Origin of the sequence: Pseudomonas sp. DTU12.1 (assembly GCF_009873475.1) — a bacterium.
Classification (GTDB): Bacteria; Pseudomonadota; Gammaproteobacteria; order Pseudomonadales; family Pseudomonadaceae; genus Aquipseudomonas; species Aquipseudomonas proteolytica.
In genome coordinates this window covers 3,278,215-3,292,344 of sequence record NZ_CP045254.1, presented here as the reverse complement: position 1 = coordinate 3,292,344, position 14,130 = coordinate 3,278,215, and the positions used below count along the sequence as shown (strand labels likewise).

The 14,130-nt window shown below is 61.4% G+C and carries 12 protein-coding genes and 2 riboswitches; of the genes, 5 read left to right on the top strand and 7 right to left on the bottom strand.

The features are described 5' to 3' along the window. Positions 1-18 precede the first annotated feature (18 nt). Complete coding sequence (gene nfuA / locus GDV60_RS14230) at positions 19-603, top strand: Fe-S biogenesis protein NfuA (RefSeq protein ID WP_003190728.1); 585 nt, start codon at positions 19-21, stop codon at positions 601-603. Between the two features lie 443 nt (positions 604-1,046). Here the strand turns inward: nfuA and cobM are convergent, their stop codons facing one another. From cobM to GDV60_RS26570, 6 genes are all read right to left on the bottom strand, one after another. Continuing rightward, complete coding sequence (cobM, locus tag GDV60_RS14225; protein WP_092236955.1) at positions 1,047-1,793, bottom strand: precorrin-4 C(11)-methyltransferase; 747 nt, start codon at positions 1,791-1,793, stop codon at positions 1,047-1,049. Between the two features lie 69 nt (positions 1,794-1,862). Then, positions 1,863-2,255 carry a cobalamin biosynthesis protein gene (locus GDV60_RS14220; protein ID WP_029291422.1) on the bottom strand — a complete coding sequence of 131 codons (393 nt, stop codon included), beginning with the start codon at positions 2,253-2,255 and terminating at the stop codon, positions 1,863-1,865. After that, on the bottom strand, positions 2,252-2,953 hold the full coding sequence (locus GDV60_RS14215) for a CbtA family protein (protein ID WP_104912446.1): 702 nt from the start codon (positions 2,951-2,953) through the stop codon (positions 2,252-2,254). Before GDV60_RS14215 ends, GDV60_RS14220 begins: the two co-directional genes overlap by 4 nt. Before the next feature lie 11 nt (positions 2,954-2,964). After that, on the bottom strand, positions 2,965-3,153 hold the full coding sequence (locus GDV60_RS14210; protein ID WP_027606475.1) for a CbtB-domain containing protein: 189 nt from the start codon (positions 3,151-3,153) through the stop codon (positions 2,965-2,967). A gap of 96 nt (positions 3,154-3,249) precedes the next feature. Continuing rightward, positions 3,250-3,453, bottom strand: a riboswitch (cobalamin riboswitch). A gap of 182 nt (positions 3,454-3,635) precedes the next feature. Then, on the bottom strand, positions 3,636-4,751 hold the full coding sequence (locus GDV60_RS26575) for a hypothetical protein (protein ID WP_178121304.1): 1,116 nt from the start codon (positions 4,749-4,751) through the stop codon (positions 3,636-3,638). A 478-nt stretch (positions 4,752-5,229) separates the two neighbouring features. Beyond that, positions 5,230-5,694: a hypothetical protein gene (locus GDV60_RS26570; protein WP_169870892.1), complete on the bottom strand. Its 465-nt coding sequence runs from the start codon at positions 5,692-5,694 to the stop codon at positions 5,230-5,232. A gap of 221 nt (positions 5,695-5,915) precedes the next feature. Then, a riboswitch (cobalamin riboswitch) is annotated at positions 5,916-6,118 on the top strand. Positions 6,119-6,210: 92 nt separating this feature from the next. Here GDV60_RS26570 and cobW point away from each other — a divergent pair. From cobW to GDV60_RS14180, 4 genes are all read left to right on the top strand, one after another. Further along, the gene (cobW, locus tag GDV60_RS14195) at positions 6,211-7,272 is read left to right on the top strand and encodes a cobalamin biosynthesis protein CobW (RefSeq protein WP_029291434.1); all 1,062 of its coding nucleotides are present in this window, start codon (positions 6,211-6,213) and stop codon (positions 7,270-7,272) included. Positions 7,273-7,275: 3 nt separating this feature from the next. Continuing rightward, positions 7,276-11,037, top strand: a complete 3,762-nt coding sequence (cobN, locus tag GDV60_RS14190; protein WP_159907774.1) for a cobaltochelatase subunit CobN — start codon at positions 7,276-7,278, stop codon at positions 11,035-11,037. 179 nt (positions 11,038-11,216) lie between these two features. Beyond that, positions 11,217-12,215: an ATP-binding protein gene (locus GDV60_RS14185; protein ID WP_104912444.1), complete on the top strand. Its 999-nt coding sequence runs from the start codon at positions 11,217-11,219 to the stop codon at positions 12,213-12,215. 53 nt (positions 12,216-12,268) lie between these two features. Beyond that, positions 12,269-12,871, top strand: a complete 603-nt coding sequence (locus GDV60_RS14180; protein WP_159907771.1) for a VWA domain-containing protein — start codon at positions 12,269-12,271, stop codon at positions 12,869-12,871. A 280-nt stretch (positions 12,872-13,151) separates the two neighbouring features. Here the strand turns inward: GDV60_RS14180 and GDV60_RS14175 are convergent, their stop codons facing one another. Then, positions 13,152-14,099 carry a DUF1853 family protein gene (locus GDV60_RS14175; protein WP_159907769.1) on the bottom strand — a complete coding sequence of 316 codons (948 nt, stop codon included), beginning with the start codon at positions 14,097-14,099 and terminating at the stop codon, positions 13,152-13,154. Between the last annotated feature and the right edge of the window lie 31 nt (positions 14,100-14,130).

The window sequence follows — 14,130 nt, the reverse complement described above, 5'->3', positions numbered from 1 at the left end:
AGCCTGTGAGGAGTTCCCATGACTGCCATAACCATTACCGACGCCGCCCACGATTACCTGGCCGATCTGCTGTCCAAGCAGAACACCCCGGGCATCGGCATCCGCGTCTTCATCACCCAGCCGGGCACCCAGTACGCAGAGACGTGCATTGCCTACTGCAAGCCGGGCGAAGAGAAGCCTGAAGACACCGCGCTGGGGCTCAAGAGCTTCACTGCGTACATCGATGCCTTCAGCGAAGCGTTCCTTGACGATGCCGTGGTCGACTACGCCACTGATCGCATGGGCGGCCAACTGACCATCAAGGCCCCCAACGCCAAGGTGCCGAACGTCAATGCCGACAGCCCGGTCAACGAGCGCATCAATTATTACCTGCAAACCGAGATCAACCCGGGCCTGGCCAGCCATGGCGGCCAGGTCAGCCTGATCGACGTGGTGGATGACGGCATCGCCGTGCTCAAGTTCGGTGGCGGCTGCCAGGGCTGTGGCCAGGCTGACGTGACCTTGCGTGAAGGTATCGAGCGCACGTTGCTCGAGCGCATCCCCGAGCTCAAGGGCGTACGTGATGTGACCGACCATACGCAGAAAGAAAACGCCTACTACTAAGGCGTTCGCTGCAAACAAAAAACGGCGCCCGTGAGCGCCGTTTTTTATTGATTTAAATTAATGAGTTACACGAGCTATCTAACAAAGAAAATCAACTGTGGGAGCTGGCTTGCCTGCGATGACGGTGCGCCAGGCGACTTATCTATCGACTGTTTCACCGCTATCGCAGCATCGGTATCTACACAACTTTCAGAAACTGACGAACTCTCCTGTGGCGAGCGGGCTTGCCCCGCGCTGGGCTGCGAAGCAGCCCCAGTAAGCCGTATGCGGTGTATCAGATACTCCGTAGCGGCTGGTTTTAGGGCTGCTTCGCAGCCCAGCGCGGGGCAAGCCCGCTCGCCACAACTGCGCTATCTGCCTGAATTTAGGCGTTGCGGCAAAGTTGGGTAGATACTTATGGATATCGGAGGCAAGCCAGCTCCCACCCAGTGTCTTGCGCGGTGTCAGGGGCGATAGAGGTGGGCATGGCCCGCACGATACAGCGAGGATTCGCTAAAGCTGTCACTGGCCAACACCCTGCCCACCACAATCAGCGCAGTCCGCCTGAACCCCTTCGCAGCAACCTTTTCGACAATATCCGCCAAGGTGCCCATGGCCCAATCCTGATCCGGCCACGTCGCCCGATGAACCACGGCAATCGGACAGTCTGCACCATAATGGGGCAGTAGCTCGGCGACGATTTTCTGCAGATGATTGACCCCCAAATGCACCGCCATGGTCGTGCCATGGCTGGCCAGGCTGGCGAAGGCTTCACCGGCCGGCATCGTGGTTTTATCGGCATAGCGAGTCAGGATCACGCTCTGGGCGATATCCGGCAGGGTCAACTCGGTCTCCAGCAGCGCGGCACAAGCGGCGACTGCGGTAACACCGGGGATGATCTGGAAGGGGATGCCCAGCTCGCGCAAATGGCGGATCTGCTCGCCAATCGCTCCATACAGGCTCGGATCACCAGAGTGTACCCGCGCCACATCCTGGCCTTTTTCATGGGCGGCCTTGATCAAGCCAATGATCTGCTCCAGGTTCAGTTCGGCGCTATTGACCACCTGTTCGGCCCGATGCCCCTCAAGCACGGCAGCCGGCACCAGGGAGCCAGCGTAGATGATTACCGGGCAATCGCGGATCAGCCGCTGGCCTTTGACGGTAATCAGTTCCGGGTCGCCGGGGCCAGCGCCGATGAAGAAGACGGTCATGGAAAAATCCTGTGCAAAAGCGGGCGCGCATGAGTACGGCTCATGATCGAGAAGGGCAATTATCGGACTTTAGCCGGCGCAGGCCAATGCAAACGTGGCCCTGGGGGCTTTTTTGCGGGTGATCAGCAGTCGGGCAGGGGCCTTGGCAAGCTGTTCTGCCAATGCCAAAGCGGCACTTTCGGCGATGCCGTAGCACCCCGTATGGGCGAAAACCACATCCGACTTATGGCTCAATCGTCCTTCGTAGACCTGCAGTTGTTGTGCATCAAAGCACTGCAATGGCAGGTTCAACGCGTTGGCCAGGGCGACTATGCCTGGCTCATCGCACTTGTGAGCAATACTTGCCAATGCGCTGATTTGGCCGGGGTCGATACCGGCCTCGGCCAGCGCACTGTTGAACAGTTCCAGCAAGGCTTCAACCTCACAGCCACGCTGGCAACCCAGGCCAACCGTCAAAATCATGCGGCGTATTGATCGTCACGATTGCGGCGAAACAACCAGGCGCTGATCAGCCCCAGCGCCAGCCAGAACGCGACGTTGGTCAGCTGCGAGGCGATCTTGAATTGTGCTTCCAATGCCTCGGGAGCCAGCATCGAGTGAACTTCCGGCTGTGGCGCGCCAACCACATGGGGCACCGCCAGGATCGCTACGCCGAGGATCTTCAACAGCCAATTGCGGCCAAACACGATCAGCGCAATGCCGGCAGCCGTGGAGGCTGCGGTACCAATCCACCAGATCTGCCGTTGCGCCAGGTCTGCCGCTGCGGTGCCGGGCAGTTCCGGTGGCAGGCCCAGGGTCGGCGCCAATACAAAGGTGGCATAGCCGGCCAGGCCCCAGAGCAAGCCCTGGGCAGTACGGGTCGGAGCGCGCAGGGTATAGAGGCCCGCGAGCATCAGCGCAAAACCGACAGCGACCACCAGGTTGCCGCCGGTGGTGGACAGCACGCGTTGCCAGCCGTCTTCCGGTTCCCAGGCCTCGGCGTCGTGACTGTGGGCTGCGGCACCTGAGGCGTGTTCATGTACCTCGGTTGCGGCCGGGGCGTTTTCGAAGGTTTCCGCCTGCAGAATCAGCGGGGCTACCCAGAAACTTTGCAGCAGCGTCAGCAGCAGGGCGGCCAGCAGGCCGCTGAAACCTGCGGTTTGCGCAATTCGCTTGATCATGGCGGCAGGTCTCAATGGCACGGGAAGGCAGCGCTGTGGCGCGTATCGTGGGCGGCGTTGTGTACGGCCTCGATATGGGAGAACCCGGCGAAATACACCAGGCACGCCCCCAGGATCGACGCGCCAATGGCGGCGGTCAGGCGCTGGCTCAAGGTGGCGGAGCTGCTGGCGGTGTGTGAGGTGCTGCTGATGATCGACATGGCACGTCCCTTTCGAGTGGCAGGGTGATACGAGCGCATGAAAACCCCGCGAGCCGGGCACGCAGGGTTCTGAACAGCGCCCGCCCACCGCGGGTTTGTTATCTGATTGGTTCGGGCCGGTCTCCGGGCTTGCGAGGGGCTCTGGGCCTAAAAGCATCACCTTCCCATGCCGTACAGGCACAGTGGATCTGACACTTCGCTCGCCTACCGTTGCGGGGGCAGCACCGGACTGTCATGCACGCATGGGTCACCGGTTTCCCGTTTCACCCTGTGAAGGGCACCTGAAACAAGATGTGTAGGAGAGCATGGTCAGGGGGATCCCGTCAATTGAGTGAGTGCGCACGCCGAACAACTCACGGATTGAAATTTTGAGCAGGCGTGGCAGAGAACAAAGGGGCGCGTGCTTTGCCCGCTTATGCTACCGCCCGCACCAGGCCGCAGGGCTCAAGCCAAAAAACGCGGCAAACGAACTGCCCCCCGTCTTAAGACAAACGTCCTTTTTGCGCTGGCCCGGTAGGGCGACGCGGTAACCTCGAACTAGTAAGGCGCACTTGGTCGACGGTTCCCCCTTCAATCTTTTCGTCTTGTTTCCCCGCTTCACCTTTATTGTTAGGACCTGTATCCAACTTGTGAAGCAGGTCAGGTCTTTTAAGGAGTGCTCGGGCAACCGCTGTTGCTTTTGAGGAAAATTTACGGGTGCTTGGTAGTTCGCCTGCCGCCTCTTTCAATTCGCTAAAACTTAGATGGTCGGTGTCAGGTGCGGCGGCTAACTCCTCATAGTAAATGCTCATTTGAAATAGCAAGTATTCATCGCTGAGACTTTCGAAGTCTTCAGCCACAAGAGCGATATCGTTCCAGTTTAGGGCGGTGTTGGTCCATCCATATATATCTTTGTCGAGTGCTTCAAGTAACTTTGGACGGCTGAGTATTTCCTTTGCAAGTTTCATTTGCTCTTGTGTCGCGTCTCGGCCGTCGTGTAGTTTTCCGGCTGCCATATTTTTTAGGTCGACCAAGGTAAAACTAGCGTATGGGAAGGTTGTGGAGATTTCTAGCTCGTCCAACGTAGACAGTAATTTCTTGGCCAGCACCTTGTCGCTGTAGCTCTCCAAAGAAGTTGTTTCGCGATACTTGTTTATCATGTAGTCCAGGTTGTCATGATCGAACCTTTGGTCTTTCAACCCTGGCTCCCTCCAAGTAGAGCCAACCCCTATATCCAGTTCGTCAAGCAGGCTAGGACGGTTGAGAAGTTCCTTGGCCACTGCTGACGCGTGCGTAGTAAAGGTTCTACTGGTCGGCTGCTGGCCGGCGGCTTCCTTCAATTCATTAAAGTTAACGTACCTGTCACCATCTCCCGCTGCGTACTGTCTAAAATGCTTCTTCACCTCCTTGAGTAGGCGCCTGTCGCTGTAGGACGATGGATAGTCTGCTTGAGATGATGCCCCCGGCGTCGCTCGCGTTGTTCGGCTGGCGCCACTGGTGTCGTCTGCCCATTGGTTCTGAGCAGTGTCAGTTTTGGAGGGCGGGGGTTGATTGCTGTCTTTGCCCTGCGTGATTGGCAGCGAGTGAAGGCTGTTGGGCTGAAACATTGAAATAGTCATGACAGAACCTCGAGTTTGTTGCTGTATTGGGCGCTCACCGCAGATGGACTCCTGTGAGCAATGCCAACAGGGCTGCAAATGCATGAATCGGTGACTGTGTGGCGCCCCATTCAAACTTGTTCCCCGCCGAGGCCTGCAGAGTGATACAGGTTTTTTCCCAGAGTGCCGTGGGGTAAAAATTGATCTGGGTTTGCCGACATTGACCCGTCCTCTCGCACGCGTAGCCTTGCACCCTCGAGGTTCTTAGGCCCCGGTCGAAGCTAAGAAGGGAACGCGGTCGATGCCGTGGCTGCCCCCGCAACTACGGCTTACCGGTTTCCCGTTTCACCCAATCAAGGGCACCCGAAACAAGGCGCTGGAGAGCATGTGTGAGGGATGTGCCTCAAACACCTTGAACGCTGGCTGAGGTTTTGATCGCAGTACCGTCAGACGTACCGATGGTTGGTGAGTATAGGTGCTTGTTTCAACAGGTTTATCCTTAGGATCGCCACTTGAATTTGACCCTGTCAGGCAACCGTCCGATCATGTGATCAAGGTTGTCATGATCAAACCTTTGATCTTTCAAGCCCCGTCCATCCCAAGTAAACCCAACGCCAATATCCAACTCGTTAAGTAGGCGACTGCGTTTGAGCAGCTCATCCGCAACTGCTGATGCTTGGGCAGAAAATGTTCTAGTGCTTGGACGGTGGCCGGCAGCTTCTTTTAGCTCATTAAAGTTGACGTATTTGTCATCGGCCCCCGCTGCGTACTCCCTAAAGTGTTTCTTTACCTCTTGCAGCAGACGCTTGTTGTTATAGGACGAGGGAGAACGTGTTGGGCGTGATTCCTCTGGCGTTGCACGGGTTGTGCGACTGTTACCGCTGGCTTCAGCCGCCCCTTGGTTGTTGCCCGGTGCGATCGGCGGAGAGTAGAGATTGTGGGGCTGAGATATTGAAAGTGTCATGACAGATCCTCGAATTCACTGCTGTATAGGGCGTTCACCGCAGATGGACTCCTGTGAGCAATGCCAACAGGGCTGCAAATGCATGAATCGGTAAATGTGTGGCGCCCCATTCAAACTTGTTCCCCGCCGAGGCCTGCAGAGTGATACAGGTTTTTTCTCAGAGTGCCGTGGGGTAAAAATTGATCTGGGTTTGCCGACATTGACCCGTCCTCTCGCACTGCGTAGCCTTGCACCTTCGAGGTTCTTCGGCCCAGGCCGAAGCTAAGAAGGGAACGCGGTCGATGCCGCGGCTGCCCCCGCAACTGTAAAGGGTTTATCTGACTGCCACGCCACTGCCTGTATCCGGCGGGAAGGCGCAGCCAGCGCCAGCCTCCAGGCCGGCAAGCCCCAAGCCAGGAGACCTGCCTCGCAACCGATTTTCCATTTCAACCGGGCGGGGTGATCCGGTGACGAATCCAGCGCCTGCGCGTCGCCGCAGGGCCAGTCGTCCCGTATGCCCGCCCCAAAGGGCATCCAATGAAAACACTGGCCAAACTCCCCGTTACTATCGTCACTGGCTTTCTCGGCTCGGGCAAAACCACCTTGCTGCGTCATATGCTGGATAACGCCCAGGGCCGCCGTATCGCCGTGATCGTCAACGAGTTCGGTGAGCTGGGTATCGACGGCGAGATCCTCAAGCAGTGTTCCATTGGTTGCACCGAAGAAGAGGCCAACGGCCGTGTGTATGAGCTGGCTAACGGCTGCCTGTGCTGCACCGTCCAGGAAGAGTTCTTCCCGGTGATGCGTGAACTGGTCGCGCGTCGTGGCGATCTGGACCATATCCTCATCGAAACATCCGGCCTGGCCCTGCCAAAGCCGCTGGTGCAGGCTTTTCAGTGGCCGGAAATTCGCAGCGCCTGCACGGTTGACGCGGTGATTACCGTGGTCGACAGCCCAGCCGTGGCGGCTGGCACCTTCGCCGCCTTCCCGGATCAGGTCGACGCCCAGCGCAAACTGGATCCCAACCTGGACCACGAATCGCCGCTGCACGAACTGTTTGCCGATCAACTGGCCAGCGCCGACCTGGTGATCCTCAACAAAACCGACCTGATCAGCGCCGAAGACCTGGCCCGCGTGCGCCTGGAAGTGGCCGAAGAGCTGCCTCCAGCGGTGAAAATCGTCGAAGCCAGCAGTGGTCGCCTGCCCCTGGACGTGTTGATCGGCTTGGGTGCCGGCTCCGAGGAGCATATCGACGGGCGCCACAGCCATCACGATCATCACCACGAAGGTGAAGACGATCACGATCACGATGCTTTTGATTCCATCTCCATCGACCTGCCACAGGCTGACGAAGCACTGCTGCTCGATGCCTTGACCCAATTGGTGGTGCAGCACGGCATCCTGCGTGTCAAAGGCTTCGCAGCGATTCCAAACAAGCCGATGCGATTGCTGATCCAGGGCGTGGGCACGCGTTTCGACAAACACTTCGACCGTGCCTGGAGCGCTGACGAAGCGCGCATCACGCGCCTGGTGCTGATCGGCCAGGACCTGGATGCAGCGGGCCTCGAAGCGCAATTGCGCGCCGCCCTCAGCGTTTAACCCATGCATCTGCTCAGGACCCAGCCCGGCGGTTTCGTCTCCGATGACAACATCGCCGACCTTGGACAGACTCCCGCCGAGTTGGTGATCCTGTGCAGCGGTGATTCCAGCCTGGCGCTGCTGGCCGAAGCGGCCCAGCAACTGCCCGATGACTATCCGAGCCTGCGCCTGGCCAACCCGATGCAGGTGCAGAACCACGCGTCGGTGGACCTGTATGTGGACGAGGTGCTGCGTCACGCCAAGGTCATCCTGATATCCCTGCATGGTGGCATTGGCTATTGGCGCTACGGTATCCAGCGCCTGGTGGAGTTGGCCGAGCAGGGCGTGCAGCTGATCCTGGTGCCAGGGGATGATCGTCCCGACCCCGAACTCAGCGGCCTGAGCACCGTGGATGCGCCGGCGCGTGACCGCCTGTGGCACTTTTTGCGCCAGGGTGGGCTGGGGAATGCGCTGGATTTCTATCGCTGCCTGGCCAGCAGCTACCTGGGGCGCAATTACCCCTGGGACGAGCCGCAAACCCTGCCGCGCACCGCGATTTATCACCCACACAAAGCCAATGCTTGCCTCAATGACTGGCAGGCAGACTGGAACGCTGCATGGCCGGTGGCGGCGGTGCTGTTCTACCGCTCGCACTTGCAGGCGGCCAATACCGCTTTTATCGATGTGTTCTGCCAGCGCTTGCAGGCTGCGGGCCTCAACCCGTTGCCAATGGCGGTGGCCAGCTTGAAAGAGCCGGGCTGCCTGGCGGTGGTCGAGGATCTGCTTGATGAGGTGCAGGCGGCGGTGATTCTCAACACCACCGGCTTTGCCCAGTCCAGCCCCGAAGCACCCCATCTGCGACCGTTTCGCCGCAATATCCCGGTGATACAAGCCATCTGCGCCCAGGACAACCAACCCGGTTGGGAAGCCAGCGAGCAAGGCCTTGGCCCACGCGACCTGGCCATGCACATCGCCTTGCCGGAGCTGGACGGGCGCATCATCAGCCGCCCGATCAGCTTCAAGGATCTGGCCTGGCGCAGCGAGCGCAGTCAGTCGGACGTAGTGTGCTATCGCGCGGCGCCCGAGCGCATGGATTTTGTGGCCGAACTGGCGCGGCGCTGGGTCGAACTGGCGCGGGTGCCGAATGCAGATAAGCGCATCGCCCTGATTCTGGCCAATTACCCGACCCGCGACGGGCGCATCGGCAACGGCGTTGGCCTGGACACCCCGGCTGCTGCCTTGAATATCCTGCGGGCCCTGCAAACCGAAGGTTATCCGCTGCCATCCACCTTGCCGGACAGCGGCACGGCCTTGATCCATGAGCTGCTCGGCGGCGTGACCAACGATCTCGACAGTCTCGACCTGCGACCCTGCCACCAAAGCCTGGGCCTGGACGATTACCAGGCGATGTTCAATCGCTTGCCCGAGGCCAACCGCCAGGCTGTGCTGGAGCGTTGGGGTACGCCCCATAACGATCCGATGTGTCGCGACGGGCGCATGATGATCGCCGGCCTGCGCCTGGGCCTGACCTTTGTCGGCATCCAGCCGGCGCGGGGTTACCAGGTGGATGCCAGTGCGGTGTACCACGACCCGGACCTGGTGCCGCCCCATGCTTACCTGGCGTTCTATTTCTGGCTGCGCCACACCTACGGCGCCCATGGCGTGATCCACGTCGGCAAGCATGGCAACCTGGAATGGCTGCCGGGCAAAGGCGTCGGGCTGTCCGAGCACTGCTGGCCGGATGCGCTGCTGGGGCCGTTGCCCAATATCTACCCGTTTATCGTCAACGACCCGGGCGAGGGGGCCCAGGCCAAGCGGCGCACCCAGGCCGTGATCATCGACCATTTGATGCCGCCGCTGACCCGCGCCGAGACCTATGGCCCGCTGCGCAACCTGGAGCTGCTGGCAGACGAGTATTACGAAGCGCAATTGCTCGACCCACGACGCGCCCTGGAGCTGCAAAAGGACATCCTCAAGCTGGTGCGCGAAACCCGTATCGACCAAGAGCTTGAGCTGGATAACGATGCCGACGCTGCGGTCTGGTTGCCGCGCCTGGATACCTACCTGTGCGATTTGAAGGAATCGCAGATCCGCGACGGCCTGCATATCTTTGGTGAATCACCCGAAGGTCGGCTGCGTATCGACACCTTGCTGGCCCTGCTGCGCATCCCGCGTGGCGACGGGCGCGGCCCGCAATCGAGCCTGCTGCGCGTGTTGGCCAAGGCCTTCGAACTGGGCTTTGACCCACTGGACTGTGCCTTGGCAGAGCCCTGGACCGGGCGCCGCCCCGAAGTGTTGCAGCAAATCGACGGCCAGTTGTGGCGCACCGCTGGTGATACCCGCGAGCGCCTGGAGTTGTACGCGGCGCGGCTGATCGAACAGGCGTTGGAAGGGCCGCTCGAACAGCTTGAGGAGCCGGGTTGGGAAGACGTGAAATCGGTAATCGAAAGCCTGCGCATCGTCGTCGCGCCGCGCCTGGATGCCTGCGGCCCGGCGGAAATGCGCGGCTTGCTGGATGCCCTGGGCGGTCGTTTCGTACCGGCCGGCCCCAGCGGTGCGCCGAGCCGGGGGCGCCTTGATGTACTGCCGACCGGGCGGAACTTTTTCACCGTCGATGTACGCAACCTGCCGACCACCACCGCCTGGCGGATCGGTTTCCAGTCCGCGAACCTGATGCTCGAGCGACACCTGCAGGACCACGGCGACCATTTGCGCCTACTCGGGCTTTCTGTGTGGGGCACCGCAACCATGCGTACGGGTGGTGACGATATCGCCCAGGCCATGGCGCTGATGGGCGTGCGTCCGGTGTGGGCCACGGGCAGCCAGCGTGTCGATGACTTTGAAATCCTGCCTATCAGCTTGCTCGATCGCCCGCGAGTGGACGTGACCCTGCGGGTGTCCGGTTTCTTCCGGGATGCGTTCGCCAACCTGATCCGGCTGTTCGATGCTGCCGTGCAAGCGGTTGCGGCGCTGGATGAGCCGGACGATATGAACCCGCTGGCAGCCAAAGTGCGCAGCGAGCGTGAGGCGCTGCTCAAGTCTGGCCTGGATGAGGAGGCCGCGGCCAGGCAGGCCGGCTGGCGCATTTTCGGCGCCAAGCCCGGCGCGTATGGTGCGGGTGTGCAGGGCGCAATTGACGGCCGCCTATGGCAAAGCCGCGAAGACCTGGCCGAGGTCTACCTCAATTGGGGTGGCTACGCCTATGGCGGTGCCGATGAAGGCACCGCCGCTCGTGAACAGTTCGCCCAGCGCCTGAGCCAGGTTCAGGCAGTGCTGCAGAACCAGGATAACCGCGAGCACGACCTGCTCGACTCCAATGACTACTATCAATTTCAGGGTGGCATGCTCGCCGCGGTAGAAACCCTCAGTGGGGCCAAGGCCGCGAGTTACCATGGCGACCATAGCCAGCCGGACCTGCCGAAAATCCGCACGCTCAAGGAAGAGCTGAACCGGGTGATCCGTTCCCGCGCGGCCAATCCAAAGTGGATCGAGGGGGTCAAGCGCCACGGCTATAAAGGTGCGTTCGAGATGGCTGCAACGGTGGACAACCTGTTCGCCTTCGACGCAACCACCGCACTGATCGACGATCATCAGTATGCATTGCTGGCCGATGCCTACCTGCTCGACCCCGACACCCGGGCGTTTGTGCAACAGCACAACCCCGATGCCCTGCGTGACATGACCGAGCGCATGCTCGAAGCCCAGCAGCGCGGCATGTGGCAGGAGCCTGGGGCGTACCGCGAGGCATTGGAAAACCTGTTGCTGGACATAGAAGAAGACACCTGATGCTGATCGTGCTTGCCGTGAAGCTCAGTGCCAAAAGAGCGCACGCCTCACTGTAGGAGCGAGCTTGCTCGCGAAAAACCCAAGGGCAACGCGCTCATCAAGGCTCGCGTCAACGTTGACTATTTTCGCGAGCAAGCTCGCTCCTACAGGGGCGCTACAGAATTCATCGAGATATCAGTATGACTGACACCCCACATTTTCCATTGTCGGCTGTAGTCGGCGCCGACGACCTGAAGCTTGCGCTGTGCCTGGCCGCCATCGATCCGAAGATCGGCGGCGTACTGATCGAAGGCCCGCGCGGCATGGCCAAGTCCACCCTGGCCCGCGGCTTGGCCGATCTGTTGGCCAGCGGGCAGTTTGTCACCTTGCCCTTGGGCGCCACTGAAGAGCGCCTGGTGGGTACCCTGGACCTCGATGCTGCGTTGGCCGAAGGCCGTGCGCAGTTCTCCCCCGGCGTGCTGGCCAAGGCTGACGGCGGCGTGTTGTATGTGGATGAAGTCAACCTGCTGCCCGATCACCTGGTGGACCTGCTGCTCGACGTCGCTGCCAGCGGCACCAACCTGATCGAGCGCGACGGCATTTCCCACCGGCACTCGGCGCGTTTTGTGCTGATCGGTACGATGAACCCGGAAGAGGGCGAGTTGCGCCCGCAACTGCTGGATCGTTTTGGTTTCAATGTGGCACTGAGCGGGCAGACCCTGCCGGCCGAGCGTGGGCAGATCATCCGCCGCCGCCTGGATTTCGACAGCGACCCTGCGGCCTTCTGTGCGCAGTGGGCCGATCAGCAAGGGGCGCTGCGCGAACGCTGTACCCAGGCTCGTGCGCGCCTGGCCAGCATCGCCCTGGATGACCAGGCCCTGGCGCAGATTAGCGAGCGCTGTTTTGCCGCCGGGGTCGATGGCCTGCGTGCCGATCTGGTGTGGTTGCGCGGGGCGCGGGCCCATGCCGCGTGGCGTGGTGCCGTGGCTATCGCTGAAGAAGATATAGAGGCTGTGGCCGAATTTGCCCTGCGTCACCGTCGCCAGGAAAGCTCTTCGCCTGCGAGCACGCCCGAGCAGGGCCAGGCGCCCCAGCCTTCAGATAACGCGCCAGGCCAAGGTCAGTGGGGCGATATGCCCGCGCCTGCGTTGCCCATGGGCGCTCGCCGAGAGGTGCCGGCCTGGCCAAAAAAGCCCTAGGCATCCGCCCCCGACCTGACACGGGAGTGGATGCCCGCCCCAAGGCTGGGCGATTGAGCAGCGGGCGGCAGGGTAAGGCGCGCAGCGCGCAGCAGGGCCTGGTCAACTGGCCGGGCACCTTGCTGGTGGGGCGGCCGCAATCTCGTGAAGACCTGCGCTACCACCTGCGCAGCCGCTCGGCTCCTGAGTTGTGGCTGGTGATTGTCGATGCCTCGGCGTCCACGCGGCGCCATCAGGCGTTGAGCGATGCCAAGGGCTTGCTGGCGCAGGTGTTTGACGATGCCTATCGGCAACGGGCGCGGTTGGCATTGCTGACGGCCAGCGGGCAGGTACCGAGCTGGCAGGTCCAAGGCTTGAAGGCCGCGAAGGGCTTGGGCCGATGGTTGGATGGGCTGGGCGCGGGCGGCGGGACGCCGTTGCTGGCGGCATTGACCGAGGTCGGGCATTGGCTGGTAGCACGGCGCAAGCGGTATCCGGCTGAACAGCAGCGATTACTGGTGATTACCGATGGCCGGTTGAAAGATATCGGCCAGTTGCCCGGGTTGGAGTGCCCCGGGCTGTTGGTGGATATTGAACGCGGCCCGATCAGGTTGGGTCGGGCCCGTGAGCTGGCCGCCGGGTTGCAGGTGGATTATCGGCATATTGATGGTTTGTAGCGCTGCGGCTAGCGCTCTCGCGGCGGTGCGGCGTTCCGACAAGCTGACGACCTCCCCTGTGGCGAGCGGGCTTGCCCGCGCTGGGCTGCGAAGCAGTCCCAAAACCAGCCGCTACGGAGTATCAGATACACCGCACTCTGCTTACTGGGGCTGCTTCGCAGCCCAGCGCGGGCGATGCGGCGTTCCGACAAGCCCGCTCGCCACAGGGGAGGTCGTCAGTGTCTGAAAATTGTGTAGATACCGATGCTGCCATGAGGCCCTCAAATCCACCATCGGAATATCAGCCCGCCCCCGGCACATTCGGCCAAAGATCCGCCACCAGAAACAGCCGCTCAGCTTCCTCCCACTCCTCGCCGTTCTGATTCATCCGCACCAACAACTGCGCCGGCGCCATCGGGTCAAGGTCGGCGAGCCAGCATTGCATCTGTTCTGCCGTCCACACGTCCTCTGTCGGGTAATGCGCCGGCGCGAGCCAGGCGTGGCGGGGCAGGGGTTGCCAGCGCCCCGACGGGCTGTTGCGGATAAAATCCCGCCAATCACGCTGATGCAACCAGCGCCCGCGCAAGTGCTTGGGATGGGCGCCAAGGGGTGGCTCAGCCTCGCCGGGCCAGGGGTACAACAAGTAACCTCCCAGCCACAGATGGGCATCGAACTGTTGGATATCCAGCGCTGCCAGCACCTCCCGGCTTTCGGCTCTGGCCGAGATCGGCAACTGATGGTCGGCAAGGTGGGCCAGCTTGCGATCCAGTCGGTCATGGCAGCCAGGGCCCAGCCACTGTGCCGTGTCCTGGCCGCTGCCGTTTTGAGGCCCTAGGTAGAGTTTGATCGCCAGTTCCAGGTGATGCACGCCGTCACGGTCGCGCAGCAGCATATCCAACTCACCCAAGGTATGCCCGGCCTGGCGGATCGGTAGGTTGGCCGCCAGCAACTCCACGCCTGGGGCGTGCTGCACGGCAAATTGCCACAGACGCTCGTAATACAGGCCCAGGCGCCGGGTGCGGGCCAGGCTCAGCCAATGCTGCAGGGCGCTGCTGTCCTGGTCCAGGTGCCTTAGCCATTGCTCCAGAGCCGCAGGCCGCTGCACCCACTCGCTGCCGGCCAGGGGGTGGCGTTGCGGCCAGGGGGTCTGTTCCAGCATCGGCGGGGCGAGGATCACCCACGCCAGGTCCCGCACCTCGGGATGGTGTAATTGACGGGGCAAGTCCTGCAAGTCTGGGAACGGATTCATGGTCCGAGCATAGCTGTTTCCTACTGCCGGG

Excerpts from the sequence above, each read along its gene's own strand:
- GDV60_RS14210 (WP_027606475.1), bottom strand. The coding sequence starts at position 3,153 with ATGTCGATCATCAGCAGCACCTCACACACCGCCAGCAGCTCCGCCACC.
- nfuA (WP_003190728.1), top strand. The coding sequence starts at position 19 with ATGACTGCCATAACCATTACCGACGCCGCCCACGATTACCTGGCCGAT.
- GDV60_RS26570 (WP_169870892.1), bottom strand. The coding sequence starts at position 5,694 with ATGACACTTTCAATATCTCAGCCCCACAATCTCTACTCTCCGCCGATC.
- cobN (WP_159907774.1), top strand. The coding sequence starts at position 7,276 with ATGCATCTGCTCAGGACCCAGCCCGGCGGTTTCGTCTCCGATGACAAC.
- GDV60_RS26575 (WP_178121304.1), bottom strand. The coding sequence starts at position 4,751 with ATGACTATTTCAATGTTTCAGCCCAACAGCCTTCACTCGCTGCCAATC.
- GDV60_RS14220 (WP_029291422.1), bottom strand. The coding sequence starts at position 2,255 with ATGATTTTGACGGTTGGCCTGGGTTGCCAGCGTGGCTGTGAGGTTGAA.
- cobW (WP_029291434.1), top strand. The coding sequence starts at position 6,211 with ATGAAAACACTGGCCAAACTCCCCGTTACTATCGTCACTGGCTTTCTC.
- GDV60_RS14215 (WP_104912446.1), bottom strand. The coding sequence starts at position 2,953 with ATGATCAAGCGAATTGCGCAAACCGCAGGTTTCAGCGGCCTGCTGGCC.
- GDV60_RS14175 (WP_159907769.1), bottom strand. The coding sequence starts at position 14,099 with ATGAATCCGTTCCCAGACTTGCAGGACTTGCCCCGTCAATTACACCAT.
- cobM (WP_092236955.1), bottom strand. The coding sequence starts at position 1,793 with ATGACCGTCTTCTTCATCGGCGCTGGCCCCGGCGACCCGGAACTGATT.
- GDV60_RS14185 (WP_104912444.1), top strand. The coding sequence starts at position 11,217 with ATGACTGACACCCCACATTTTCCATTGTCGGCTGTAGTCGGCGCCGAC.